This is a genomic window from Micromonospora sp. NPDC005220 (genome assembly GCF_040607895.1).
Lineage (GTDB): Bacteria > Actinomycetota > Actinomycetes > Mycobacteriales > Micromonosporaceae > Micromonospora.
The window spans coordinates 1-22,901 of the sequence record NZ_JBEXHP010000025.1; the positions used below are offsets into that span (position 1 = coordinate 1).

26 protein-coding genes are annotated in these 22,901 nt (G+C 70.9%); 13 read left to right on the forward strand and 13 right to left on the reverse strand.

The window, feature by feature from the left end:
- Both ABZU52_RS13200 and ABZU52_RS13205 read right to left on the reverse strand, forming a co-directional pair.
- The coding region (locus tag ABZU52_RS13200; RefSeq protein ID WP_354971283.1) for a GAF domain-containing protein at nucleotides 1-1,090 on the reverse strand (1,090 nt) is incomplete at its 3' end.
- Nucleotides 1,091-1,218: 128 nt separating this feature from the next.
- Complete coding sequence (locus tag ABZU52_RS13205; protein WP_354971284.1) at nucleotides 1,219-1,680, reverse strand: MerR family transcriptional regulator; 462 nt, start codon at nucleotides 1,678-1,680, stop codon at nucleotides 1,219-1,221.
- Nucleotides 1,681-1,736: 56 nt separating this feature from the next.
- Here ABZU52_RS13205 and ABZU52_RS13210 point away from each other — a divergent pair, with 56 nt between their 5' ends.
- Entirely contained in the window at nucleotides 1,737-2,642 is a 906-nt protein-coding gene (locus ABZU52_RS13210; RefSeq protein WP_354971285.1) for an SDR family NAD(P)-dependent oxidoreductase, read from the forward strand.
- An 84-nt stretch (nucleotides 2,643-2,726) separates the two neighbouring features.
- Here ABZU52_RS13210 and ABZU52_RS13215 read toward each other — a convergent pair whose 3' ends face one another.
- The 3 genes from ABZU52_RS13215 to ABZU52_RS13225 all read right to left on the reverse strand — a co-directional run bounded on the left by ABZU52_RS13215 (nucleotide 2,727) and on the right by ABZU52_RS13225 (nucleotide 5,426).
- Nucleotides 2,727-3,590 carry a TIGR03620 family F420-dependent LLM class oxidoreductase gene (locus tag ABZU52_RS13215; RefSeq protein WP_354971286.1) on the reverse strand — a complete coding sequence of 288 codons (864 nt, stop codon included), beginning with the start codon at nucleotides 3,588-3,590 and terminating at the stop codon, nucleotides 2,727-2,729.
- A gap of 79 nt (nucleotides 3,591-3,669) precedes the next feature.
- Nucleotides 3,670-4,332 carry a response regulator transcription factor gene (locus ABZU52_RS13220; protein ID WP_354971287.1) on the reverse strand — a complete coding sequence of 221 codons (663 nt, stop codon included), beginning with the start codon at nucleotides 4,330-4,332 and terminating at the stop codon, nucleotides 3,670-3,672.
- Nucleotides 4,320-5,426: a histidine kinase gene (locus tag ABZU52_RS13225; RefSeq protein WP_354971288.1), complete on the reverse strand. Its 1,107-nt coding sequence runs from the start codon at nucleotides 5,424-5,426 to the stop codon at nucleotides 4,320-4,322. The genes ABZU52_RS13220 and ABZU52_RS13225 overlap by 13 nt, the downstream gene beginning before the upstream one ends.
- 185 nt (nucleotides 5,427-5,611) lie before the next feature.
- On the opposite strand from ABZU52_RS13225, the gene ABZU52_RS13230 reads away from it, so the two are divergent.
- Together ABZU52_RS13230 and ABZU52_RS13235 are read left to right on the forward strand one after the other, a co-directional pair.
- Nucleotides 5,612-6,013 carry a DUF6069 family protein gene (locus ABZU52_RS13230; protein WP_354971289.1) on the forward strand — a complete coding sequence of 134 codons (402 nt, stop codon included), beginning with the start codon at nucleotides 5,612-5,614 and terminating at the stop codon, nucleotides 6,011-6,013.
- Nucleotides 6,010-6,471 (forward strand): hypothetical protein, encoded by a 462-nt coding sequence (locus ABZU52_RS13235; protein ID WP_354971290.1) that lies wholly within the window; start codon nucleotides 6,010-6,012, stop codon nucleotides 6,469-6,471. The genes ABZU52_RS13230 and ABZU52_RS13235 overlap by 4 nt, the downstream gene beginning before the upstream one ends.
- Nucleotides 6,472-6,475: 4 nt before the next feature.
- Here ABZU52_RS13235 and ABZU52_RS13240 read toward each other — a convergent pair whose 3' ends face one another.
- The 4 genes from ABZU52_RS13240 to ABZU52_RS13255 form a co-directional block, all read right to left on the reverse strand.
- Nucleotides 6,476-7,645: an MFS transporter gene (locus tag ABZU52_RS13240; protein ID WP_354971291.1), complete on the reverse strand. Its 1,170-nt coding sequence runs from the start codon at nucleotides 7,643-7,645 to the stop codon at nucleotides 6,476-6,478.
- A gap of 126 nt (nucleotides 7,646-7,771) precedes the next feature.
- Nucleotides 7,772-8,641, reverse strand: a complete 870-nt coding sequence (locus ABZU52_RS13245) for a fructosamine kinase family protein (protein ID WP_354971292.1) — start codon at nucleotides 8,639-8,641, stop codon at nucleotides 7,772-7,774.
- A gap of 139 nt (nucleotides 8,642-8,780) precedes the next feature.
- Entirely contained in the window at nucleotides 8,781-9,371 is a 591-nt protein-coding gene (locus ABZU52_RS13250) for a DinB family protein (RefSeq protein ID WP_354971293.1), read from the reverse strand.
- A 95-nt stretch (nucleotides 9,372-9,466) separates the two neighbouring features.
- A complete protein-coding gene (locus ABZU52_RS13255) occupies nucleotides 9,467-10,687 on the reverse strand; it encodes a cellulose binding domain-containing protein (protein ID WP_354971294.1) in 1,221 nt (406 codons plus the stop codon).
- Nucleotides 10,688-10,948: 261 nt separating this feature from the next.
- On the opposite strand from ABZU52_RS13255, the gene ABZU52_RS13260 reads away from it, so the two are divergent.
- The 5 genes from ABZU52_RS13260 to ABZU52_RS13280 all read left to right on the forward strand — a co-directional run bounded on the left by ABZU52_RS13260 (nucleotide 10,949) and on the right by ABZU52_RS13280 (nucleotide 12,975).
- Nucleotides 10,949-11,446: a YcxB family protein gene (locus tag ABZU52_RS13260; protein ID WP_354971295.1), complete on the forward strand. Its 498-nt coding sequence runs from the start codon at nucleotides 10,949-10,951 to the stop codon at nucleotides 11,444-11,446.
- 135 nt (nucleotides 11,447-11,581) lie between these two features.
- The gene (locus ABZU52_RS13265; protein ID WP_354971296.1) at nucleotides 11,582-11,956 is read left to right on the forward strand and encodes a cupin domain-containing protein; all 375 of its coding nucleotides are present in this window, start codon (nucleotides 11,582-11,584) and stop codon (nucleotides 11,954-11,956) included.
- A 66-nt stretch (nucleotides 11,957-12,022) separates the two neighbouring features.
- Nucleotides 12,023-12,235 carry a hypothetical protein gene (locus tag ABZU52_RS13270; protein WP_354971297.1) on the forward strand — a complete coding sequence of 71 codons (213 nt, stop codon included), beginning with the start codon at nucleotides 12,023-12,025 and terminating at the stop codon, nucleotides 12,233-12,235.
- A 115-nt stretch (nucleotides 12,236-12,350) separates the two neighbouring features.
- Nucleotides 12,351-12,782: a VOC family protein gene (locus ABZU52_RS13275; RefSeq protein ID WP_354971298.1), complete on the forward strand. Its 432-nt coding sequence runs from the start codon at nucleotides 12,351-12,353 to the stop codon at nucleotides 12,780-12,782.
- A 37-nt stretch (nucleotides 12,783-12,819) separates the two neighbouring features.
- Nucleotides 12,820-12,975 carry a hypothetical protein gene (locus ABZU52_RS13280; RefSeq protein ID WP_354971299.1) on the forward strand — a complete coding sequence of 52 codons (156 nt, stop codon included), beginning with the start codon at nucleotides 12,820-12,822 and terminating at the stop codon, nucleotides 12,973-12,975.
- A gap of 60 nt (nucleotides 12,976-13,035) precedes the next feature.
- On the opposite strand, the gene ABZU52_RS13285 is transcribed toward ABZU52_RS13280, so the two are convergent.
- The gene (locus ABZU52_RS13285; protein ID WP_354971300.1) at nucleotides 13,036-14,490 is read right to left on the reverse strand and encodes an alkaline phosphatase PhoX; all 1,455 of its coding nucleotides are present in this window, start codon (nucleotides 14,488-14,490) and stop codon (nucleotides 13,036-13,038) included.
- A gap of 179 nt (nucleotides 14,491-14,669) precedes the next feature.
- Here ABZU52_RS13285 and ABZU52_RS13290 point away from each other — a divergent pair, with 179 nt between their 5' ends.
- From ABZU52_RS13290 to ABZU52_RS13300, 3 genes are read left to right on the forward strand one after another with little or no spacing between them, the layout of a single operon-like run.
- Nucleotides 14,670-15,464, forward strand: a complete 795-nt coding sequence (locus ABZU52_RS13290) for an ATP-binding cassette domain-containing protein (protein ID WP_354971301.1) — start codon at nucleotides 14,670-14,672, stop codon at nucleotides 15,462-15,464.
- A complete protein-coding gene (locus ABZU52_RS13295) occupies nucleotides 15,464-16,225 on the forward strand; it encodes an ABC transporter permease (protein WP_354971302.1) in 762 nt (253 codons plus the stop codon). The genes ABZU52_RS13290 and ABZU52_RS13295 overlap by 1 nt, the downstream gene beginning before the upstream one ends.
- 46 nt (nucleotides 16,226-16,271) lie before the next feature.
- Nucleotides 16,272-17,051 (forward strand): MerR family transcriptional regulator, encoded by a 780-nt coding sequence (locus ABZU52_RS13300; protein WP_354971303.1) that lies wholly within the window; start codon nucleotides 16,272-16,274, stop codon nucleotides 17,049-17,051.
- 99 nt (nucleotides 17,052-17,150) lie between these two features.
- Here ABZU52_RS13300 and ABZU52_RS13305 read toward each other — a convergent pair whose 3' ends face one another.
- Nucleotides 17,151-17,747 (reverse strand): VanZ family protein, encoded by a 597-nt coding sequence (locus ABZU52_RS13305; RefSeq protein WP_354971304.1) that lies wholly within the window; start codon nucleotides 17,745-17,747, stop codon nucleotides 17,151-17,153.
- Nucleotides 17,748-17,843: 96 nt separating this feature from the next.
- On the opposite strand from ABZU52_RS13305, the gene ABZU52_RS13310 reads away from it, so the two are divergent.
- Nucleotides 17,844-18,404: an alpha/beta fold hydrolase gene (locus ABZU52_RS13310; RefSeq protein ID WP_354971305.1), complete on the forward strand. Its 561-nt coding sequence runs from the start codon at nucleotides 17,844-17,846 to the stop codon at nucleotides 18,402-18,404.
- A 65-nt stretch (nucleotides 18,405-18,469) separates the two neighbouring features.
- Here the strand turns inward: ABZU52_RS13310 and ABZU52_RS13315 are convergent, their stop codons facing one another.
- The gene (locus ABZU52_RS13315; RefSeq protein WP_354971306.1) at nucleotides 18,470-19,945 is read right to left on the reverse strand and encodes an arabinofuranosidase catalytic domain-containing protein; all 1,476 of its coding nucleotides are present in this window, start codon (nucleotides 19,943-19,945) and stop codon (nucleotides 18,470-18,472) included.
- Nucleotides 19,946-20,150: 205 nt separating this feature from the next.
- Here ABZU52_RS13315 and ABZU52_RS13320 point away from each other — a divergent pair, with 205 nt between their 5' ends.
- Nucleotides 20,151-21,164 (forward strand): LacI family DNA-binding transcriptional regulator, encoded by a 1,014-nt coding sequence (locus tag ABZU52_RS13320; protein WP_354971307.1) that lies wholly within the window; start codon nucleotides 20,151-20,153, stop codon nucleotides 21,162-21,164.
- A 10-nt stretch (nucleotides 21,165-21,174) separates the two neighbouring features.
- Here the strand turns inward: ABZU52_RS13320 and ABZU52_RS13325 are convergent, their stop codons facing one another.
- The gene (locus tag ABZU52_RS13325; protein ID WP_354971308.1) at nucleotides 21,175-22,887 is read right to left on the reverse strand and encodes a trehalase family glycosidase; all 1,713 of its coding nucleotides are present in this window, start codon (nucleotides 22,885-22,887) and stop codon (nucleotides 21,175-21,177) included.
- Nucleotides 22,888-22,901: the final 14 nt, after the last annotated feature.

A 22,901-nucleotide genomic window follows, 5' to 3' on the forward strand; every position in this document is an offset into this window, starting at 1 on the left:
CCGCGGCGGCACGCATCTGGGTGGCGAGTGCCGCGGCGGCGCCGGCGCGCTGCTCGGCCTGGGCGCGCAGCTCCCGCTCCACGCGTACCACCTTGGCCAGCTCGTCATTGGCCGACTTGGCGCGTGCCTCGGCGGCGAGTTTCGCCTGCTCGATGTGGTGGCGTTCGATGGCCAGGGCTGCGGTGCCGGCGAAGAGCCGGGTGAGGGCGAGGTCGGTGTCCTGCGGGACGCGGGGGGTGCGGTGATACATCGCGAAGGTGCCCAACAGGCCGCCGTCGCGGGCCAGGATCGGCGTGGACCAGCAGGCCGCCAACCCGGCCTGGTCGGCCAGGTCCCGGAAGTCGTCCCAGAACGGATCGGTGGCGATGTCGGTGACGATGACTGGTTCCCGCCGGTGGGCGGCGGTGCCGCACGAGCCGACACCTTCGCCGGTCGCGATGCCGTCGATGGCCTGGTTGTAGAAGTCGGGCAGGCTCGGCGCGGCGCCGTGGCGCAGGTACCGGGCATCGGGGTCGGCGAGCAGGACGGAGACGAGCACTTCCTGCGGTGCGAGATTCTCGATACAGCGGGCCATCCCGTCGAGCACCTCGGTCAGGGGTGCCTGGCGGGCGATCTGCTCCAGCAGGGCACGGTGTTCGGCCATCAGCCGTTGGGCATGCTTGACCTGTGTGGTCTCCACGCCGAGCACACGAATGCCGGTCACGTTGCCGTCGGCGTCCCGGCGCGGCTCGTAGGTGAAGTCGAAGAACGCCTCCCGCGCCTGCGGGCCGCAGCCCAGCACGACCCGGACGTCACGGCCGGTGTAGGGCTCACCCGTGCGGAAGACCTGGTCCAGTAGCGCGATGAATCCTTGACCGGCCAGTTCAGGCATCAGCTCGGCGAGCGCCACCCCGACGCGGGCCCGTTCCTCGCCGATGGTGGCGAAGAACGCCGGGTTCGCCGTCTCCACCAGGTGCGCCGGCCCCGTCAGAGACGCGAAGGCGGCGATGGACTGCCCGAACAACGCCCGCAGGTCCTCCTCCGCTGCTCGTTCGGCAGCCGCCGGACCCGCAGCAGCAGCAGTAGACCGTTGGCCTGGTACTGCGGTCATGGTGTGGTCTCGCCTCTCGTCTGCGGATACCCGGAACGCCGATGGTGCCACCCCCCGGCCGTGCGGGTGGCCGTGGTGCGGGCTTGGCTGAGGCCGCCGCCGGTGCAGCGTACCCACGTACCCATCATTCAGGTCCTACCCACCAACGACGGACCGCAACCCGTGTGCTCCTCCGGTGCGGGCCGGGGTTGCTGTTGCCAGGGATCACCGGAGCCGCCGGCGGAAAGGTGTTGTTCGTAGCTGGCCACCTTGCCGTCGATGAGTTCGAGGCAGTCGCGCAGCTGTTTGAGCCGCTCGATGATGTGGCGCCGGTGGTCGCGGAGCAACTCGAGCCGTTCTGCCTCGTTGCCGCTGCCCTCGCGGACGAGCTGGGCCAGTTGGCCGATCGTGCTGAGCGGCATCCCGGAGGCCCGGAACTTCACGCAGTTCACCAGCCACTCCACGTCCCAGGCGCTGTAGACGCGCCTGCCGGACCCGTCACGCCGCACCTCGCTGGCCAACAGGCCCTCACGCTCGTAGAGCCGCAGGGTGTGCACGCTCAACCCGGTGCGCTGCGCCACCTGCCCGATGCTCAGGCCGCTGTCCGCCATGGTGTCGACCGTAGCCCGTTGACCTAGACCTCGGTCTAGCACCTAGCGTCCGCGGCATGACCCACACGACATTCGGTGCCTCCAGTACGACCGGAGACGTCCTCGCCGGAATCGACCTCACTGGCAAGACCGCCCTCGTCACGGGTGGCTACTCCGGGCTCGGTCTCGCCACGACCCGCGCGCTCACCCAGGCCGGGGCCCGGGTCGTCGTCCCAGCACTCCGGCCGGACGCAGCGCAGCAGGCACTCGCCGACGTAGCCGGGGTCGAGGTCGACCGCCTCGATCTCGCCGACCTCGACTCCGTCCGCGCGTTCGCCGACCGGTTCCTACGCCGCCACTCCGCCCTCGACATCCTGATCGAAAGCGCCGGCATCATGGCCTGCCCGGAGACCCGGGTCGGACCCGGCTGGGAAGCGCACTTCGCGATCAACCACCTCGGCCACTACGCGTTGGCGAATCTGCTGTGGCCCGCCCTCACCGCCGCCGACACGGCTCGTGTCGTCTCGGTCGCCTCCGGGCGCAACCCGGCCTGGCGTATCCGGTGGGACGACGTGCAGTTCGAGCACGGGTACGACAAGTGGGAGGCGTACACCCAGTCCAAGCTCGCGAACATCCTGTTCGCCCGCCACCTCGACCTGCTCGGCGGGCCGCACCGCGTCCGCGCCTTCTCCGTCAACCCCGGCTGGGTCCGCACTCCGCTGCAACGGCACCTCGCAGCCGAGGAGATGGTCGCCGCCGGCTGGATCGACGCGGACGGTGCTCCTGCGCCGGGCCTGTTCAAGACCGTCGAGCAAGGCGCGGCCACCCAGGTCTGGGCCGCCACGTCACCCCAGCTCGACGGGAACGGCGGCGACTACTGCGTGGACTGCCACACCACCGAGGGCAGCCCCACCGACAGCAGCGAGGCAGCCCGCCTCTGGGCGTTGTCGGCCGACCTGACCGACCTCGATCTGATCGCCTGAGTCTGCCTGAGCCTTGCGGCGAGGCGGGGAAACCTCGGGGTTCAGAACCGCTGTTCCCACCAAGGCTCGCCGGGCCCTCTACAGTCAGATCAGGGCCGCAGCGAGGGCGCGGAACGCGTCGGCGGGGAACGCCGTGGCGTCGCCGCCGTTGAGTACCTGGATCGCCACCTCGTCCGCCCCGGCCTGATAGTGCTTCTCCAGCCCGGCCGCCACCTGCTCGACGGTGCCCCAGGGGATCAGGGCGTCGACGAGTCGGTCGCTGCCGCCGGCCGCGAAGTCCTCGTCGGTCCAGCCGAATCGCCGCAGGTTGTTGGTGTAGTTCGGCAGGGTGAGGTACCCGGTCGTGTACTGCCGGGCGGTGGCGCGCGCGGTGGTGGCATCCGCGTCGAGGACCACCGCCACCTCGGGGGCGAGCAGCCGGTCGGGGCCGATCGCCGCCCGGGCCTCGACGGTGTGCTCGGCCGGGACGAAGTACGGGTGCGCCCCGGCGGCACGGTCGCGGGAGAGTTCGAGCATCCGCGGGCCCAGTGCGGCCAGGACGCGCCGCTCGGGCGGAACCCCGGCCGCGTCGAGGCCGTCCAGGTAGTTCACCATCCTTGAGTACGGCTTGCGATAGTCGGTGCCGCTGCCTTCCAGCAGGACCGCGTGGCTGGCGCCGAGACCGAGCAGGAACCGGCCGGGATGCGCCCGTTCCGCGTCCTGAACGAACGCCGCCGCCTCGGGAGGCGACGAGTGCCAGATGCTCACGATGCCCGACGCGACCCCGATGCGGGTGGTCCCGTCCAGGATCTCCCGGAAGCGCGGGGCGACGTTCTCGCCGAAACCACCGGAGAACCAGATTCGTGAATAGCCGAGATCCTCCAGCTCGGTCGCGGCGTCGATGGCCGCGCCCTGACTCTCGCTGGCGAGGAAGAACGGTTGCCACACGCTGACGAGTCGTTGTGTCATACCGAAACCTTACGACGCCGGGCGGGCCCGGTCCGGAGATGGGCTGAGCGCCGGAGGTGGGCTGAGCGCCGGGGACGGGTCAGAGGAGCCGGCCGTCGTGGGCGAGCAGGGCGATCTGGGTACGGTTGTCGAGATCCAGCTTGGTCAGGATGTGCGAGACGTGGGCCTTCACCGTGGTCACGCTCATCAGCAGCTCGCTGGCGATCTCGGCGTTGGAGCGTCCCTGCGCGATGGCCAGCACGACGTCGCGTTCCCGGGGCGTGAGCAGGGCCAGCCGCTCGTGCGCCTGCTCGTAGGACTCGGCCCCGGACGCGACCCGCTGCATGAGGCGGCGCGTCACGCCCGGCGACAGCATCGGGTTGCCGGCCGCTACCGCGCGGACGGCCTGGCTGATCTGCTCCGGTGGGGTGTCCTTGAGCAGGAAGCCGCTGGCACCGGCTCGGAGGGCCCGCAGCACGTGCTCGTCGGTGTCGAACGTGGTGAGCACGATGATCTCGGGTGGCCGGTGCCGGCGGCGCAGGCGCTCGGTCGCGGTGATGCCGTTGACGCCGGGCATCCTGATGTCCATCAGCACCACGTCGGGCAGGTGCCGGTCCACCGCCGTGATCGCCGTGGCGCCGTCGGCGGCCTCGCCCACCACGGCGATCCCGTCGGCGCCGTCGAGCATCAGCGTGAGCATTCCCCGGACGAGGGGATCGTCGTCGACGATGACGACCCGGATCGGACTCGTCAGGTCGGCCACGGCAGCCACGCGGTGAGGTGGAAGCGACCGGCGGCGTCGACGTGGTGGGCGACCCGACCGCCGGTGAGCGCGGCCCGTTCGGCGAGACCGATCAGTCCGGTGCCGGCGCTGCCGGTGGCGCCGCTGTCGGGCGTGGTCGGGTTGCTCACCTCGATGCTCAGGCCGGTGCCGGGCGCGCCGCCGAGCACCAACCGGACCGGCTGGCCGGCGGCGTGCTTGCGGGCGTTGGTCAACGCCTCCTGCGCGATCCGGTACGCGGTGCGGCCAACCGTCGGGGGAATCTCGACCGGTGGGCCGAGCGGGTCGTCGACCTCGATCTGCTGCCCGGCGGCGCGCGCCTCGTCCACCAGGCGCGGCAGGTCGGCGAGGGTCTGCCCGGGCGGCGCGTCCGTCGGCGACTCGGCGTCGTCGCTGCGTAGCAGGGTGATGACCTCGCGTAGCTCGTCGAGGGCGTGATGCGCGCTGGCCCGGATCACCCCGGCGGCGGCGCTGAGCCGCTCGGGCGGCGCGTCCGGCCGGTACTCCATCGCGCCGGCCGCCGCCGCCAGCAGCGACAGCCGGTGAGCCAGCACGTCGTGCATTTCCCGCGCGATCCGGTTGCGCTCCGCCGCCCGCGCCTCGCCGACCCGTCGTTCCTGCTCCTGCTCGGCCCGCCGAGCCCGCTCCCGCAGCGCCGCCAGCAGGGCGTTCCGGGCCTGCGCCCAGGTGCCCCAGCCGAGCAGTGCCGCGTACGCGATCGTCATCAGCACCAGCCGCCACCCGTACGGCAGGCTGGGCACCGGCCGCCAGAACGCCTGCACCGCCTCGCCTGTCACGCCGACCGCCGCCACCGCCGCCGCCTGCCGAAACGGCCGGTTGCGGGCGATGAACAGCACCGCGAAGCTGGCCACCGGCGTGGCCACCGGAGACAGCGCGACGAGCAGGCCGGCCAGCACGCCACCGACCTGCGGGCGGCGGACGACCACCGGAACGAGGGCCAGTGCGGCCACCGCCAGCGCGACGTCGACGCCGACCAGGCCGGCGGAGCTGGACCGGGTGGCGGACCACAGCATGCTCGCCACCAGGACGCCGACCGCCAGGGTCGTCACGCCCACCGGGGCGAATCGCCACACCCGCGTCGGCCTGACCTCGCACGTCGCCGCATCCACATCGCGCACGCTACTGGGCTGGCGGCGGGCCGGACCACCTCCTTTGGTAGTACGCCGAGCCGCCGGCGGACGTACCCGCCGCGGCGTCCGGACCGACGCGTCCGACCCGGCCCGGTCCACACACTCGGACCATGACGAACAATCTTCTCCTGGGACGGGCCGCGGTGGCGGCCGGCGCGATCGTGGTGGCGGTGGCCGAGTTCGCGCTGCTGCACTCGGCGGCCGGCGTCGACCTGGCGGTCAGGTCCGGAAGCTCGACCCGGCAGATCACGGTGGCCGCGGTCATCGTGGCCACCGCGGTCGCGGCGCTGGCCGGCTGGGCGCTGCTCGCGGTGCTGGAACGCCGCACCGACCGCTCCCGTGTCTGGTGGACCTCGATCGCGGTCGCGGTCCTGCTGCTGTCGCTCGTGGTCGGGCCACCGAGTGGCGTCGGTGGGGGAGCGAAGGCGACCCTCGCGCTGATGCACCTGAGCGTCGGCGTCATCCTCATCGTCGGTCTGCCCCGGCCGCGCCCGGCACTGGCGCACCGATGACCGCGCTGACCGTCCGCAAACAGGACGGGGTCTTCGTCCTCGACTCCGACGTCGGGCCGCGCGCCTCGCTGCGTACCGGCTGGACCTGGCGGTGCGGTGAGATCCGCACCGGCACCGGCCGCTGGACTGTCGAACCGACCGGCCGCCGGCGCATCGGGTTCACCGCCCGGGGCGAGCACGGGGTGCCGGTGCGGCTCGACCCGGGCCGGTCGCACGTGCCGGGGCCTGGCGGCCTGGCCCGCTGGGAGCCCGGCCGCTGCGGTGGTGAGCTGGTACGCGACGGGCACCGCCTCGCGCTGCACCTCCCCGGCCGCCTGGGCGGGCCAATCCGGGTGGACGTCACCGGCGACTGGGCCGAGCTGGAGCTGGTGGTGCTCACCGCCTGTTTCGCGTTGATGAGTCGGCGGCGGCGGCGCACCCTGATCATGATGGCGGTCGCCAGCGGGGCGAGTGGGTGACCGCCTACCCGACCACGACGCGGCCCCGACGCGCGTCCACGGCGAGCAGCGTCAGGGCGGCCAGCATCAGCAGCCCGCCGACGAGTGCCAGCGGGCGTGCCCCCAGGGTGGGCAGGAGTGCCCCGCCGAGCAGTGACCCGCCAGCGATGCCGGCGTTGAAGGCGGTGCTGACCCCGGCCGACGCGATGTCGGTGCTGCCCGGAGCCAGTTGCAGCATCCGGTTCTGCACGGCGGAGCCGAACGCCGCGTACGCGAGGCCGATCCCGGCGAGCAGCGCGACCACCCCCGGCCGCAGCGCGCCGAGCGCGTACAGCCCGAGCAGCGAGACAGTGCCGATGCTCAACGGCGTCAGCAGCGAAGCGATCGGTCGGGTGTCCAGAGTCCGGGCCGCGACCAGGGTGCCGACGACCCCGGCCGCACCCGAGACGAACAGCAGCGGCGCCAGCACCGCGTCGGCGAAGCCGCTGACGTCGAGCAGGAACGGGGTCACGTAGGTCTGCAGGGTCATGAAGCCGCCGATGCCGAGAGCGGTGGCGGTCAGCAACACGGCGAAGCGCCGTCCGTCGGGTGCGGTGCCCCGGGCGGCGCCGCCAGCGGCCGGCGGATACGACGGAAGCAGGGCCAGCACCGCGGCGGCGATCGCCAGACCGACCCCGGCCAGCACCGCGAACGCCGTGCGCCAGCCGGCTTGCTGCCCGAGCCAGGTGCCCAGGGGTACGCCGAGCACCGGGGCGAGCGTCGCCCCGGTCGCGAACAGCGCCACCGCCCGGCCGCGCACGGCGACCGGGAACGGCCCGATCACTGTCGCTGTGGCGATGGACCAGAACAGCGCCTGGGCGAGGGCGGTCACCAGGCGGGACCCGGCCAGCACGGCGTACGTCTGCGCGAGCGCGGCGGCGGCGTTCGCGGCGGCGAACAGCAGCATCGTGGCGCCGAGCAGATGCCGACGGGGGATCCGCTGCGTCAGCCGGGTCAGCGGCACGGACGCCAGCACGACCACGATGGCGTACCCGCTGACCAGCAGACCCACCTGGGAGCGGGACCGGTCGAGATCGGGTGCGATGTGGGTCAGCAGACCGACGGGCAGCAGCTCGGTCGTGATGAACGCGAACGCGGCGAGGGAGAGCGTGACGAGCACCGCCCTGGCCCGTCGCGGCGACACCTCCGGTGCCATGGCCCACCCCCCCCATTCCAGGGGGTCACCGTAACGAGGGCCTGATCTTGGCCCGCTCGCGGGCCTCGACGGAGGTCGACCACGTTGCCGGAACACAGTCGCCGCGCTCGGCGGCCGGGCCTCCGGTCAGGTACGGGTCCGGAACGGGGCAAGGACGGCGCGGATCTGATCGGCCGCGCCCCAGTCGTCATCGAACTGGGCCAGCACGGCGAGGTGTTGTCGCAGCTGGATCACCGGCATCCGTGCCTCCCAGTCGCGGTCGAGCGAGGTCAGCTCCGCGTAGACCTCGAACATCCGGCGGGCCTCGGCCGGGGGCGAGGTGGACCACACGTGCGCGAGGTCGACCTCGGCCCACAGGTACGACACGGCCGGGTCGATCAGCGCCGGCTGTCCGTCCGCGGTGGCCAGGATGTTCTGCGCCCACAGGTCGCCGTGTGTCAGACACGCCGGCCGCTCCGGCAGCAGCTCGGGCAGCCGGTCACAGAGTCGTTCCAGCGCCGCCCGGTCTGCCGCGTCGAGCGCCGCCTCGACGCGGGGTTGATCGAGCCAGCGGAGCAGCCGGTGCTGTGCGAAGAACGTGAAGCCATCGTCGTTCCAGGTGTTGATCTGGCGGCGACGGCCCAGCCAGTTGTCGTGGTGCCAACCGAAGCGAGGATGGGTCGTGCTCAGGTGCAGGCGGGCGAGCAGGTGTGCGAGCTGCTCCCAGAAGGCCTCGCTGCGCGGCCTCGCGTGCAGCACCGACAACACCAGCACGTCCCGATCCGCCAGGATCACCTCGGGTGTCGGCACCCCGCCGAGCTCGCGCAGGGCGGCCAGCCCTTCGGCCTCGGCGCCGAAGACGTCGCCGGCCGGCGGGTCGGCGAAGGCCTTGACGAACACCGGTGGCGCATCCCGACGGGTGGCGATGCCGGCGAGCGCCGCGAGCCCGCCGGTCACCGGCTGCACAGCGACGACCTCCCGCATACCGGCCAGGTGCAGCCGCTCCAGCAGGGTCACAGGGCGCTCCTCAGCTCGGGGTTCGAGGTCGCTCGATCCTAGGTGTCGGGTGAGCTCGTCCTCGCCTCCCACTGGACCGAGGAACCGCTGGAGCTGATCCGCGAGGTCTCTCGCGCCGTCACGAGCACCACCTTTCCCGTCATGCGAAGCGGTCGGCCAGCTTCGTCAGCTTGCTGACGTACGCCGGCCAGTCGTAGTCGTCGGGGATGTTGGTGCTGTCCCGACGAAGGCCGATCGCCGTGTCGTGCTGTTCGCGCATGATGTCGGCGTGCCCCGCGTGCCGGGCGAGATCGCAGGTCACGTGGATGATGATCCGCTGTAGCGTCACGTCCTGCTTACCTGGCCGCCACCACGGCACCTGCCCCGGCGCGTCCAGCGGCAGCTGGTCGATCGTCTGGTCGGCGAACGCGCCGACCCGGCGATACAGGTCGATCAGGCCGTCCTTCGTCTCGTCTTCCCGGGCGTACCAGTCGGCCTGGGGGTCCTCGTCGAACGCCGCCAGCGGGACCAGCTCGTCAGGCGTCGGGAATTCGCGGCCGAAGGTGGGCCCGAAGTAGCCGGCTTCGACATTGAGGCAATGCTTGAGGACGCCCAGCAGGTTGTTGCCGGTCGCCGTGCGGGGCAGTCTGGCCTCGCGTTCGCTGAGCCCGTCCAGCTTCCAGATGAGGTCTTCGCGGGTTTCCCGAAGGTAGAGGTGCAGTGCGGCCTTCGCATCGCTCGTTTCAGACATGCCCGCCAGTGTTCCCTAGCCGCCGGGCGGTCGCGCACCCCGGCGGGCCGGTGCCGGGGCACCGACCCGCCGAGCGACTCGATCTGCCCGGGATGTCAGCTTCCGGTGCAACTCGCGGTGGCTCCGCTGCCGGTGCCGGTGCCCTGGAATCCGAAACTGGTGGCCTGACCTGCGGCCAGTCTTCCGTTGTAGCTCTGGTTCGCGACCGTGATGGTCCCGCTGGTGCCGCTGCTGACCCCGTTCCAGAGCGAGCTGACCGACGCGCCGCTGGGCAGGGTGAGGGTGACCCGCCAGCCGGTCAGCGCGGTGGTTCCCGCGGTGACGCTGACGTTGGCGACGAATCCGCCGTTCCACTGGTCCTGGACGGAGTAGACCGCGGTGCAGCCAGGGGTGCCGGTGGGAGGTGGCGTGGTGGGAGGCGGGGTGGTGGGCGGTGGGGTGGTGGGTGGCGGTGTGGTGTGCGGGGTGCCGTCGTTGAGCGTCAGGTTCTTCTGCTGGACGCTCCACTGGCTGCCGCACAGACCGCAGCCGGCGCCGACGAAGTTTCGGCCGGCGGTGGTGTCGCCCTTCAGGCGCCACTTGAAGTAGAGCGTCGCCACCCGGCCGAACTCGCCGCCATTGGGCTGGTCGTAGGTGCCGCCATGCCCGACGTTCAGGTTGCCCATGAAGGCGGGTAGTCCGGCAGGCAGCTTGCCCCAGTCATCCATCGCGTTGGGGTAGGCGATGTCGCTGGGTCCGCCGACAAAGTACGCGATCGGCTTGGTCAGTCTCCTGAGCTGGTAGTCGTCGGCGTCGTTCAACAGGCCGCTGCTGAAGATGCCGGTGGTGGTGACGCGCGGGTCGTTCGAGACGGCGTACGCCTCCAGACCTCCGCAGGAGAAGCCCGCGACGGCGACCTTGCTCGTGTCGATCTTGTTGTAGTACTTGCTGCCCTGCCGGGAGTTCTCCGCGACCGCCCAGTCGATGGACTGGGTGAGCATCTGGGAGTTGGTGGAGCCGGATGCGTTCGGGGCGCCGTTGGCGATGGCGAGGAAGCCGTGGGAGGCGATCTCGCGGAGAAAGTTGCCCTGGGAGAGGCCGTTGGCCGAGCAGCCGCCGTTGCCCCACACGACGATGGGCAAGCGTTCGGACGGCAGGGTCTGGGGCCGGAAGATGGTGTGATTGGCCAGGGTGGCCGAGGTTTCGTAGTCGGCGGGGTAGGGGCCGGAGCCGCCGATGGCCGCGGACGCCGGCGTCCCGCCGAGCGCCATGATCACCGAGGTGACCGGGACGATGGCGGCCGCCAGGCCCGCGTAGATCTTTGATCGCCTTCTCATTGACCCTCCAGCACACGTCACGGTGGCGCTCCCGGCGGCGGTCGTTCATTCGCGCCTCGACGAGGGTGGTCAGCGCTGGCCACGGGTCAGGTCGACGTGGGCGCGTCGGCCACCCGGCCGCGGTCCCCACAGGCGATCCGATGGGAGCTGAATGCAGTTACTATCACCGGCGTAACGATAAGTGTCAATGTCTGGTCTATCCTGCCGGCCCGGCGGGGGTAAGCCGCTGCCGGGGGCGGACGGGAGCACTATCGTTCTGGCGTGCACATCCGCTTCGACGTCCCCGCCGATCCCGCCTACCCGGGCCGGGTGGCCGCCGCGCTCGGCAGCGTCCGGCTACGCAGATTCGGCTATATCGGAGCGGGCCTGGCGGCGGTCGGGGTCATCGGCCTCGTCGTCTCGCGGGGGTTCGGGTGGGGCGAGCGGAGTTCGCCGCTGTGGACCGCGCTGGTCGTGGCCGGCGTGCTGTCGATGCTGTACCGGCCGTGGGTGCTGGCCCGCGCGCGACGCCGCTCCGGTCGCTACGCCGTCGAGGGCGCCTACGACATCACCGATGACAACATCATGATGCGCAGCGGCTCCGAGTCCGGTGGCATCGCCTGGGACGGGGTCGACCGGGTGCGGGAGGTCGGAGAGTTCTGGGTCGTGTACGTCGGCCGGATGCCGGCGACAGTGATCCCGCGCTGGCTGATGTCCGCCGAGGACGCCGAGACGTTGCGCGCCTACCTGACCGAACGTGGGCTGCTGGCACGTCGGTGAACTCAGCTGCCGCAGGCCGCCGGGGGATCGGGCTACCGCATCCGCGCCCCTGGTCGGCTGCGGCTACCTATCCTCGACGGGGATGCAGCGAATCCGAGCAGTGGCCGTCGGCCCGGCGGCTGACAGGAGGCCGTCATGAGCACCAAGGATCGACCTGCGGGGATCAGCCCCACAGCGGTGGAGTCAGCACCAGGGCTGTGGCGCATCGATCTGCAACGGCACGACCTCAGCATTCCCGGGCGAGAGGTCATTCAGACCCGGGTGGAATTCACACCGGATTCGCCACCGTTCAAGCATTTCCACCCGGGCGAGGAAATCATCTGCGTGCTGCAAGGAACGCTGGAATATCGGCTTGAGGGGCAGCCGCCCATGGTGTGCAACCCCGGCGAGGCGCTGACCGTCCCCTACGGTGTGCATCACCAGGCACGCAATGTCGGCGACGGCATCGCGGTCGAGTTGGCCACGTACGTCGTCGAGAAGGGGAAACCGCTTCTCACCAAGGTGGAGTGAGACCTCCGCGGCCCGGTCGTTAATCACGCGGTTTGCGGAACCGGCGGGCCGGGCAGAAGCCACCCCATGACGAATGAACGGGTCAAGTCTGTCGGTAGCTTCGCGATGCGAATCCTCGGCGTGGTGGCGGTCGTCGTGGGCGTACTGGCAATCGTCTCCAGCCTGGTTCAGGGCAACCTGGTCGGGGTGGTCCTCGGCGCCATCTTCCTCGCCGGCGGGGTGGTCCTGCTCAAGCGCTCAGGCCCGCGGACGACGCCCAGGCCACGGAGCACCCACTGAGGTTCGCGGGCTGGCCGTCGCTGTCGACGCCAACGCGTCACCCCCCGAAACCCGAAGGGCGATGACCAGAGGTACGGGAAACAGCGGCGGCGGCACTGCCCCATAGGGTGAACGGATGTCGGTCAAGCAGATTCAGGTCACCTTCGACTGCGCCGAGCCTGAGCGCGTTGGCCGTTTCTGGTGCGAGGTCCTGGGGTACGTCCCGCCGCCGCCACCTGAGGGGTTCGCCAGCTGGGACGACTTCAATCGCGAGCAGCCGGCCGAGGAGCGGGGTGCGTGGTTCGCGTGCAGCGACCCCACGGGTGTGGGCCCGCGCCTGTACTTCCAGCGGGTGCCCGAGGGCAAGGTCGTCAAGAACCGGGTGCATCTCGACGTGCGGGTCGGCACCGGGTTGGTGGGCGAGGAGCGCCTGGCCGCCCTGGAGGCCGAGTGCGCGCGACTGGTAGCGCTCGGCGCGGTACGCGGGCAGTTGCTGCTCGCCGACGGCGAGAACGAGTCGTGCCTCAACATGCAGGACGTCGAGGGCAACGAGTTCTGTCTCGACTAGGTGGCCGGGCACCCGCACGCCGGTAGTCTCGACCCTCATGACCTGGCTGCCTGAGGGGTTCGTCCACCCCGTTCACGTGCCGGTGCCCGGCACCGCGCTGCATCTGCGGCCGATTTGCGAGGCGGACACCCCGCTCGGCTGCGTCTACATCGACCCGCCGGAGCGCACCGGCGCCGACGGCGAGGTCTCCTGACAGCGGCCGAACGCGGTCGGGGGCCGGGCGGGTCGCCTGGCCCCCGACGTGCGGGCTCGGTCAGCCCAGGTACTTCTCCCACGGGCCGGTGATGGCCAGGGTGAGGCCCGGGTCCTGCATGTTGACGAAGAGCACCTTGCCGTCCGCGCTGAAGGTCGGCCCGCAGAACTCCGAGTCGTTCAGCTGGTTGCGGGCGATCGCGTACGTGGGCCCACCCGGGATCGTGCTGAGCACGTGCGAGGCGCCCGCGCCGTCCTCGGCGAGCACGAGGCTCCCCCACGGGGTGACCGTCACGTTGTCCGGGCCGTCGAAGGTGAGGTCGGTGTACCTGACCGCCGCACCCTCCTCGGACTGGGTCTGGTGCGGGAAGTACGTCACCAGCTGGATCGTCTGGTTCCTGAAGTTGTAGAACCACACCATCCCGTCGTGCGGCGCCGCGTCCGCCGGCAGGTCACCCTCGTCCCAGGCGTACGAGTTGACCACGTACACGCCCTCGTCGGTGGCCCACACGCCCTCGAACTTGCGGCCGCGGGTGACCTGGCCGTCGGCGAACTGCTCGCGTACCGACCTGGTCCGCGCGTCGCGGTCCGGCACCTCGATCCAGCGGACCGGGAAGGGGCGGCCCAGCTGGGCGGAGGTCAGGTACGCGACGTCCGGCAGCACCGAACCGTCATCCATGATGATCTGCATCGCGGCGAGCACACCGGCGTTCGGGGCGAGGCGGGTGAGCACCCCGGGGCCCAGCTTGACGCCGTGCGGCGCCGTCCAGCGGTAGAAGAGGCCGTTGGGCGCGTCGGCGTCCTCGGAGAGGTAGATCCGGGTGCGGTCCTTGTCGACGGCCAGGGCTTCGTGGGAGTAGCGGCCCAGGCACTTGATCGGCTTCGGGTCGGCGCTGCCGTCGGCCCACACCTCGAAGACGTAGCCGTGGTCCTTCAGGTAGACGCCGGACCGGCCGCCCTCTTCCCACTTGTCGCCGGCCCGGTCCTCGGTCTCCTCACAGGTGAGCCAGGTGCCCCAGGGGGTCGGCCCGCCGGCGCAGTTGGAGATGGTGCCGGAGAGGGCCACGAACTCACCCAGGTTGCGGCCCGCGAGGTCGGTCTTGATCACGGTGCAGCCGCCGGCGTCGACGGCGCCCGCGTCGTAGACCGTGCCCTTGACGTGCGGCACGCCGAACTCGGCGCCCGGGTCGATCTCGTGGTTCTGGATCAGGGTGTACCGGCCGTGGCCGGCGTCGTAGACGGCCATGCCGTCGTGGTCCGACGGGGTCGTGCCCTGGCCGCGGTCGAGCCGGGTGACGCCGGTCCGGGTGACCACCGTGTAGCTGAAGCCCTTGGGCAGGGCCAGGATTCCCTTGGGGTCGTCCACGAGCGGGGGGAAGGGCGCGTTACCGGGCTTGACCGGCGGGTGCGGCCGGGCCGGGCTGGCCTGGGCCAGGGACGGCAGGCCGCCCGCGACGGCAAGGCCGACGCCGGCGGCGGCGCCGCTGGCGAGGAAGGTACGACGGGACGAAGGCACGTGGATCAACTCCTGGTCGAGGCAAGTGCGACGACTGGCAGCCAACTCCGGCGGGCGGACAGCGACACGTCACCCGTGGGAGCGGGCGGTGACATCGGAGTGAAGAGTCAGGGTCGCGGACACGTCGCCGGGCCGTCGGGCTTGACCCTGACGCTGCGTCAACCCTCCATGCTGACGCCATGAGCAACCCGCCAACACCAGCTCAGGCCGAGCAGTCCGTGATCCACGTGCACGGCCTGGAGAAGTCGTTCAAGCAGTTGACGGTGCTGCGCGGCGTCGACATCGACGTGGCGCGCGGCAGCATCTTCGCCCTGCTCGGCTCGAACGGGGCCGGCAAGACCACAGTGGTGCGGATCCTCGCCACGCTCCTGCGGGCCGACGGCGGGACGGCCCGAGTCGCCGGCTTCGACGTGGCGACCCAGGCCGCCGACGTACGCCAGGCGATCAGCCTCACCGGGCAGTTCGCGGCGGTCGACGAGATCCTCACCGGGCGGGAGAACCTGGTCCTGGTTGCCCGGCTGCGGCACCTCAAGGAGCCCGGTGCGATCGCGGACGACCTGCTGAGGCGCTTCTCGCTGACCGAGGCGGGCTGCCGGAGGGTGCGAACCTACTCCGGTGGCATGCGTCGCCGCCTGGACATCGCGATGAGCCTGATCGGGGACCCGCCGGTCATCTTCCTCGACGAACCGACGACCGGGCTTGACCCGGAGGCACGCATCGAGGTGTGGCAGGCGGTCAAGGAACTTGCCCGTGGCGGTACGACGGTGCTGCTCACGACCCAGTACCTCGACGAGGCGGAGCAGCTCGCCGACCGGATCGCGATCCTGCACGAGGGACGGATCATCGTGAACGGCACCCTGAACGAACTCAAGCAGCTCCTGCCGCCCGCCGAGGTCGAGTACGTGGAAAAGCAGCCAACCCTTGAGGACGTCTTCCTCACCCTCGTCGGCACGAAGACGGAGAAGGAACAGTGATGAACAAGCACTTCCTCGGTGACACGACGGTCCTCCTGGGACGCTCGCTGCGCCACATCGTCCGCAGCCCGGACACCATCATCACGACAGCGGTCATGCCGATCGCCTTCATGCTGCTGTTCGTCTACGTCTTCGGCGGCGCGATCGAGACCGGCTCCGACTCGTACGTGAACTATCTGCTCCCCGGCATCCTGCTCATCACCATCGCGTCGGGCATCTCGTACACCGCATTCCGGCTCTTCCTGGACATGCAGGGCGGCATCTTCGAACGGTTCCAGTCCATGCCGATCGCCCGATCCTCGGTGCTGTGGGCGCACGTGCTGACCTCGCTGGTGGCCAACCTGATCTCGCTCGCGGTGATCGTCCTCGTCGCCCTGCTGATGGGCTTCCGCACCGGCGCGAACGTGCTGGGCTGGCTCGCTGTCGCCGGCATCCTGCTGCTGTTCACCCTGGCGCTCACCTGGATCGCCGTGATACCCGGCCTCACCGCGAAGTCCGTGGACGGCGCGAGCGCGTTCTCGTACCCGCTGATCTTCCTGCCGTTCGTCAGCTCGGCCTTCGTGCCCACCGCGTCGATGCCCGGCCCGGTGCGCGCCTTCGCCGAGCACCAGCCGGTGACCGCCATCGTCAACGCGATCCGAGACCTCTTCGCGCAGGAGCCGGCCGGCGCGGACATCTGGACCGCCCTCGCCTGGTGCGTCGGCATCCTCGTGGTGGCCTACCTGTTCGCCAACCTGACCTACCGCCGCAAGATCTCCTGAGCGGAAATGGCGTGGGGTCGGGCGACTCGGGGGGCAGGATCACTGCATGCTGACGATCGGTCAACTGGCGGCGTACGCCGGCGTCACGGTGCGGGCGGTACGCCACTACCACCAGATCGGCCTTCTGCCGGAGCCCGAGCGGGACGCCTCGGGCTACCGGCGGTACGGCCCCACGGCTGTCGTCTCCCTCATCAGGATTCGGATTCTCGCGAACGCCGGGGTGCCGCTGTCTCAGATCGGTCAGATGCTGGAGGCCGACGCCTCGACCTTCGCCGCTGCGATCAAGGACATCGACAGGCAGTTGGGCGACGAGATCGCCCGACTGGAGGCCAGCCGTCAGCAGATCGCTCAGCTCGCCGCCGGGGACCGTCTGGCGCTACCACCAGAGGTGATCACCTATCTCGACCGGCTCAGGGAGATCGGCGCCTCGGAGCGGGTGGTGGCGGGCGAGCGTGATGGCTGGATCCTGATGGCGGCTCGCTGGCCCGACCGCGTCGGCGACTGGATGCCCGGCAAGATCGCGCAGCTGGATGACCCGCAGGTCGTTCGGCTGTACCAGATCCTGTCCGGGATCTTCGAGACCGACGCGGGCGGCGACGCGGGTCTGGAGGAAGCCGCCGACCTCATCGCCGGCCTGGCCGAGCAGGCATACGCCTCCGGCGAGATCGACCTCGGTGAGGTGGCGCAGGATGATATGCCGTTCGACCTGCTGGACGCGCTCGCCGTCGAGGCCGACCCGCGGTTGCAGCGGCTGCTGGACCTCGTCCGGGCGCGTGGCTGGGCTGGTCTGGCCAGGTTGGAACGGCTGCCGGAGCCACCCGACTGACCGTCGCCACGAACCGCGGTCAGCTCTGTTGGTAGTTCACCGCGGCCGAGCGGGTCGGCCTCCGCCGGTGGGCCACCATGGCCGCCCGTCCCCGGCGGCTCAGCGTCCGGCTGCCGGGGCCGGTTGAGGTCGCCGATCCGTGGGCGTGTCGGGCGTGGTCCGCCACCATCGGCGGGACGCCAGCGCCGCCAGCCCGGCGCCGGCGGCGTTGAGCAGGACGTCGTCCACCGAGGACACCCGGTCCAGCCGCAGGACGTACTGGGCGGTCTCGACCACTACCGAGCAGCCGGCCGCGAGGGCCAGGATCCGCGGTATCGACGCCAGCGCCGGGAACCGCAGCGGGGCGAAGAACCCCAGGGCCGCGAAGACCAGCAGGTTGCCGACGACCTGGACAGTCGCCGTCAATGGCCCCCCGTCGGAAAAGATCGTGAGCAGGTCGCGCAGCGGCACCACTGTCACCCGACCGGAGACCGCGCCGGCCTGGTCGCCCGGCAACATGATCATCCATACCCACGGCACCGTGCCGTAGGTGATGCCGACGTCGGCCAGCGACGTCCGCCAGGCCGAGGTGGAGCCGGCGGCGCGTCGGCGGCGCGCCAGGGCCCACACCGCCAGTGCGGCCAACGGCAGCACGATCACCGTGATGAGGACGACGCCGTTGAACGTACCGAGCCAGCCGTGCCAACCCCTGATCATGCGACCCCCCGCTCTCCGCCCGGCCCCGAAACCTACCCCGCCCCTGTGGTAGGCGTGCGCCCGTTTGTGGTATCCGCATGTCGGGCACACACCAGCGTGGCGATTGACGGAGTCCCGCAGATCCTGGTCATTCAGGGTGCCGGTGCCGGCGTACACGACGAATGGGACAACAAGCTGGTCGACAGCTTGACCCGTGAGCTCGGTGACGGGTACGAGGTCCGCTATCCGCGGATGCCCGACGAGGCCGACCCGAGCTCCGTCACCTGGAGCGCGGCCATTTGGCGGGAGCTCGCGGCCCTGGCCGACGGCGCGGTCGTCGTGGGTCACTCGGTGGGCGGGACGATCCTCGTCCACACGCTCGCCGAACGGCCACCGGAGCGGGCGCTGGGCGCGATCGTGCTGATCGCCGCCCCGTTCGTCGGTGCTGGCGGCTGGGCCGGCGACGAGTTCGAGCTGCCGGACGACCTCGGTGCGAGACTGCCGTACGGGGTGCCGGTGCACGTGTTCCACGGGCTCCGGGACGACACCGCGCCACCGTCACACGCCGATCGGTACGCCGCGGTCATCCCGCAGGCGCACCTGCACCTGCTCCCCGGACGCGATCACCAGCTGAACGATGACCTGCGCGAGGTAGCGACGGTGATCCGGCGCGACTAGGTCACCGGTCGTGCCGCCCCCGGCGGCGTCGCGGGGGCGGCACGACCGTCCGGCCGTGCGGTGGGTCAGCTGCGGGTGGACCACTGCTGGTTGGTGCCGCCGTTGCAGGCCCAGAGGATGATTTTGGTGCCGTTCGCGGTGCCGGCGCCGTTGGCGTCCAGGCAGAGCCCGGACTGGACGCCGGTGATGGTGCCGTTGGAGTTGAGGTTCCACTGCTGGTTGGTGCCGCCGTGGCAGTCCCAGATGATGGCCTGGGTGCCGTTGGCGGTGCCCTGGCCGAAGGCGTCGAGGCACTTGTTGCCGTACACCTGGAGTTGCTTGCCGGCGGTGTAGGTCCAGCGCTGCGCGGTGTTGCCGAGGCAGTCCCAGAGTTGGACCTGGGTGCCGTTGGTGGTGGTGCCGTTCGGCACGTCGATGCAGCGGCCGGACTGGCCGCCCACGACCTGGACGTTCTGTTGCGGGTTGCCACCACCGACCGGCGCGTACGCGGCGGCGTTGATGTTGGCCTGGACGGCGTTCTCGGTGGCCGCCGACGGGTAGCCGGAGGTCAGTACGCCCTCGAAGAAGGTGCCGCGGCCGGTGATGCTGTTGTCGCCGCCGATGCCGAGCAGGATGGCCCCTTCCTTCTTCATGGGGTGGTAGCCGTTGGGGCGCGGCCCGTCGAAGTAGGTCGTCAGGTTGCCCGACTGGGCGTTTCCGCCCCGGATCGCCCAGTGGTTCGGCTCGCCCTTGACCATGGCCGTGACGAAGCGGTGGTTGATGGAGGCGATGTTGTTGTAGCCCGCGTTGACCCCGGAGAACAGCCCCCACTCCAGGTCGGCCATGATCCACGGGCCGGCGCCTGCTCCGTAGCCCCACTGCTTGTTGGCACCGAAGTAGACGGTCTCCATGATGGCGCGTTCGTCGGCCAGGCTGTTGGTCTGCGCGTTGCCGTAGTCGAAGCAGCACCACTGGTTGTAGTGCGTGCCGTCGACGACCGCGTAGATGCCCTCGGGCTGGTCGCCGGTCGCGACACCGTTGGTGTTGTTGTTGCGGTAGCCGGTGCCGGGGGCGATGTAGACCCCGTACGCCTTCTGGCCGCCGACGGTGACCGGCGCCGCCTTCGCGTCGGCGAGGTTGTCCCAACCGCCGGGTGCGGGGCCGGCGAAGCCGCCGGGAGGCGCCTGGGTGAGGCGGTTGTTGCGGCCGGACTGGTCGTAGATGATCGTGATGACGCAGGTGGTGTTGGCGCAGAACGAGTCCTGGGTGGCGGCGTTCGCGTAGCCCCCCTCGCTCAGCACGCCGACGTCGCGGGTGGTGTTGTCCGACGAGCGTCGGACCTGGTAAAGCGGGCCGTTGTACGCGCCGTACAGCGCGCGGGTGGTGCTGTGCGCGGCCACGCACGGCGTGCCGCCGGAGGCGTAGATGTCGCACGGACCGGTGCCGGCGGCGTGGGCGACGCCCGGCGTATCCGAGACCACGTAGACGCCGCCGACGACGACGAGGACGAACAGGGTCCCGGCGGCGGCGATCAGTCGACTCAGCTTTCTCCTCGCGTTCATCGGATCCTTTCCGGTGCGTGGTGGGGGTGGGGTGCGGCGGCGCAATTGACGTAACACGTCATACCTGTGACATTAATAGTCATCCATCGATTAGCGCTAGTTGGCACGCGTTGGTCATCGATCGATGAGCCTGAGGACGGATATGCTGGTCAGCCGAGCAAGGTGCGTCCCCGTGTCGGGGCAAAAATCGATTCGAGGGCGATTGATGAACATCGGGGAGATCGCTCGCCGGGCGGGGGTGTCCCGCAGCACCGTTTCCTACGTGCTCAGCGGAAAACGCAGCGTGTCGGAGGCGACCCGGCAACGGATCCAGTCGGTCATCGACGAGTTGGACTACCGGCCGAACGCCAGCGCCCGTGCTCTCAAGGAGGGGCGCACCCGCACCCTCGGGCTGGTCATCCCGCCGGCCAGTCAGCGGTTGACCGACATGCAGCTGGGCTTCGTCGCCAGCGTTGTCGAGGCCGCCGCCCGCCACGACCTCGACGTGCTGCTGTCCCCCTCCGGCGGCGACCATGACCGGTCGTTCGAGCGGATCGTCACCGGGCGTCGGGTGGACGGCGTGGTGCTGATGGAGATCCGGTTGGCGGACGACCGGGTGACCCGGCTGACCAGGGCCGGGCTGCCGTTCGTCACCATCGGCCGGACCGCCGAGCCGCACGGGATGAGCTGGATCGACATCGACTACGCCGGGCTGATCGCCCGGTGCGTGCAGCACCTGGCCGACCTGGGGCACCGGCAGGTGGCACTGGTGAACCGGTCCGCCGAGCTGGTGGCCGCCGGATACGGCCCCAGCCATCGCGCGCTGGCCGGCTTTCGGACGGCGGCGCTGGAGCGGGGGTTGACCGGCGTGGAGGTCTGCAGCGGCGACGACACCGCCTCCGGCGAGGCGTGTATGGAGCAGCTGCTCGCGACGCATCCGGAGGTCACGGCGGTGGCCACCATCAACGAGGCCGCACTGCCCGGAATGCAGCGCGCGCTGACCGGCGCCGGGTTGTCCGTGCCACGCGACTTCTCCGTCACCGGAGTCGCCGCGCAGCACTGGGCGGAGGACTTCCGCCCGCCGCTGACCGCCGCCGACGTGCCGATGGTCGAGATGGGCGCCGAGGCGGTGTCGCTGCTCTTGGAGATCATCGCGGCTCCCGGTGCCGTGCCACGACACCGCCTGTACAGCCCGCCCATCTCGTTGCGGTCCAGCACCGGCCCGGTGCGGGTCCGCTGATCCGAGCCGGCTACCCGCCGCTGACCCGCCGTTCCTCCTGGGCGGCGGCGAGGATGAGATAGCTGCTGGCCGTCCAGGTGTACGCGCGGTCCCGGAGCCCGGTGCCGGTCTCGGCGTCGAAGTTCTCCGCGAAGCCGGACTTCTCGCACAGCGCGAGGAATCGCCGGCTGATGTCATCGGCGATCCTGGTCTGCCCGGCCCGGCGCAGGCCGTCCTCGACGAGGACGGTGGAGGGTGCCCAGATCGGGCCACGCCAGTAGCCGTCGGCGAGGTAGTCGGCCGAGTCGGTCGGCTCGGTGGCCAGCCCGTGCGTGGTCAGGTGGGTTTCCACGCCTTTCGCCAGGGCGGCGGCGACCGGGGCCGGCAGGTCGGCCCCGAGTGCGACGGGCATCAGGTCGAGCAGGCTGCGGCTCCTTCGTCGGTGCCCGGTGCGGGGGTCACGGGCGGTGAAGCGTTCGCCGTCCCACAGGTCGCGCAGCATGGCCCGGTGGATCCGGTCAGCCTCCTGCGACCAGCGGTCGGCGGGCTCACCCAGCTCGCCGGCGAGGTCGGCGAGGCAGCGAAGCTGCGCGACCAGGAACGCGGCGAGGTCGGCCGTCTCCAGAACCCGGTTGTCGTCGAAGGTGGTGGCGTTGTCCCAGCCGCTGTCGTTGCCGTGCTGATAGTGCGGCAGGTCGTGGCCGGGGGCGCGCCGCGCGTCGAGCCAGAACTCGGTCCAGCGGGCGAGCCGGTCGTACGTCTGCGCCAGCGCCAGCCGGCTCGGCGGCTCGGGCAGGCGTCGGCGCAGGTGACGGAGGGCCCAGCCGTGGATGGGGGGCTTGACGTAGTTGTGCAGGACCTCGGAGTGGGTGACCGAGTCGGGAAGCGCGCCGGTCTCGTCCTGGTGGTCGAAGGGCAGCTGGAACTGGTGCCAGGCCAGCTCCGGCTCGCCGGCCGCCAGGGCGATCGCGTTGAAGCAGTGGTCCCAGCTCCACACCTTGTCCATCCAGTGCTTGGACATCAGGACGGCCGGCCGGGTGACGAACCCCGCCGGGGCGACAGTGGCCGACCACAGGACGTACGCGGCCAACTCGGCGGCCGGGGTCTCCGCGCTCCGCCACGGCGCGATCGCGTCCACGAACGCGGTGAACTCCGCGATCCGGTCGCGGCACAACTGCTCGAAGGCGACCGATCCGGCGTACGGGCGGCGAGCCGTCGCGTACTCCTCGATCGCGATCTCCCAGGGCTGGTCGCCGGGGAGTTCCAGGGACCGGTCGGCGGTGCCGAGCGCCTGCGCCCCGTCGGTCCGCAGCAGCGCGCCGGAGAGCACCGTGATCCGGTACCGGCGACCGGTTTCGTACGAGGTGAACACGTGCGATCCGTCGACCGGGTCGGCGTACAGGTAGGTGCCGCTGAACGGGGTGAGGGTGTGCGCCGCCGCGGCCACCCGCAGGCCGAGCCGGTGGCCCCGGATCCGCAGGGTGTCCGGCCCGTCATAGACGGCCTCGATCCGGTCGGGCCCGTTGCGCCAGGTCAGCAACGTGGGGGTGGCGACGACTGTGGTGCCGGCGGCCGTGGGGGCGAGCCGCAGTACGGGATGCAGCCCGGTCTGGTGCGAGACCAGGTGCAGGTCGTCGGCGTACGTCTTCTCGGCTACCACCGGGGAGATGTTGAACCAGGATCCTCGGTAGCTGAACGGGATGTCCTGGATGGGAAACTCCGGACCGGACGGGGCGACGGTCATGGGTGGCGGGTGCC

Excerpts from the sequence above, each read along its gene's own strand:
- ABZU52_RS13230 (WP_354971289.1), top strand. The coding sequence starts at position 5,612 with ATGACGAACAATCTTCTCCTGGGACGGGCCGCGGTGGCGGCCGGCGCG.
- ABZU52_RS13295 (WP_354971302.1), top strand. The coding sequence starts at position 15,464 with ATGAACAAGCACTTCCTCGGTGACACGACGGTCCTCCTGGGACGCTCG.
- ABZU52_RS13210 (WP_354971285.1), top strand. The coding sequence starts at position 1,737 with ATGACCCACACGACATTCGGTGCCTCCAGTACGACCGGAGACGTCCTC.
- ABZU52_RS13250 (WP_354971293.1), bottom strand. The coding sequence starts at position 9,371 with ATGTCTGAAACGAGCGATGCGAAGGCCGCACTGCACCTCTACCTTCGG.
- ABZU52_RS13255 (WP_354971294.1), bottom strand. The coding sequence starts at position 10,687 with ATGAGAAGGCGATCAAAGATCTACGCGGGCCTGGCGGCCGCCATCGTC.
- ABZU52_RS13275 (WP_354971298.1), top strand. The coding sequence starts at position 12,351 with ATGTCGGTCAAGCAGATTCAGGTCACCTTCGACTGCGCCGAGCCTGAG.
- ABZU52_RS13270 (WP_354971297.1), top strand. The coding sequence starts at position 12,023 with ATGACGAATGAACGGGTCAAGTCTGTCGGTAGCTTCGCGATGCGAATC.
- ABZU52_RS13315 (WP_354971306.1), bottom strand. The coding sequence starts at position 19,945 with ATGAACGCGAGGAGAAAGCTGAGTCGACTGATCGCCGCCGCCGGGACC.
- ABZU52_RS13305 (WP_354971304.1), bottom strand. The coding sequence starts at position 17,747 with ATGATCAGGGGTTGGCACGGCTGGCTCGGTACGTTCAACGGCGTCGTC.
- ABZU52_RS13325 (WP_354971308.1), bottom strand. The coding sequence starts at position 22,887 with ATGACCGTCGCCCCGTCCGGTCCGGAGTTTCCCATCCAGGACATCCCG.
- ABZU52_RS13280 (WP_354971299.1), top strand. The coding sequence starts at position 12,820 with ATGACCTGGCTGCCTGAGGGGTTCGTCCACCCCGTTCACGTGCCGGTG.
- ABZU52_RS13235 (WP_354971290.1), top strand. The coding sequence starts at position 6,010 with ATGACCGCGCTGACCGTCCGCAAACAGGACGGGGTCTTCGTCCTCGAC.
- ABZU52_RS13290 (WP_354971301.1), top strand. The coding sequence starts at position 14,670 with ATGAGCAACCCGCCAACACCAGCTCAGGCCGAGCAGTCCGTGATCCAC.
- ABZU52_RS13320 (WP_354971307.1), top strand. The coding sequence starts at position 20,151 with ATGAACATCGGGGAGATCGCTCGCCGGGCGGGGGTGTCCCGCAGCACC.
- ABZU52_RS13205 (WP_354971284.1), bottom strand. The coding sequence starts at position 1,680 with ATGGCGGACAGCGGCCTGAGCATCGGGCAGGTGGCGCAGCGCACCGGG.
- ABZU52_RS13265 (WP_354971296.1), top strand. The coding sequence starts at position 11,582 with ATGAGCACCAAGGATCGACCTGCGGGGATCAGCCCCACAGCGGTGGAG.
- ABZU52_RS13215 (WP_354971286.1), bottom strand. The coding sequence starts at position 3,590 with ATGACACAACGACTCGTCAGCGTGTGGCAACCGTTCTTCCTCGCCAGC.
- ABZU52_RS13240 (WP_354971291.1), bottom strand. The coding sequence starts at position 7,645 with ATGGCACCGGAGGTGTCGCCGCGACGGGCCAGGGCGGTGCTCGTCACG.
- ABZU52_RS13300 (WP_354971303.1), top strand. The coding sequence starts at position 16,272 with ATGCTGACGATCGGTCAACTGGCGGCGTACGCCGGCGTCACGGTGCGG.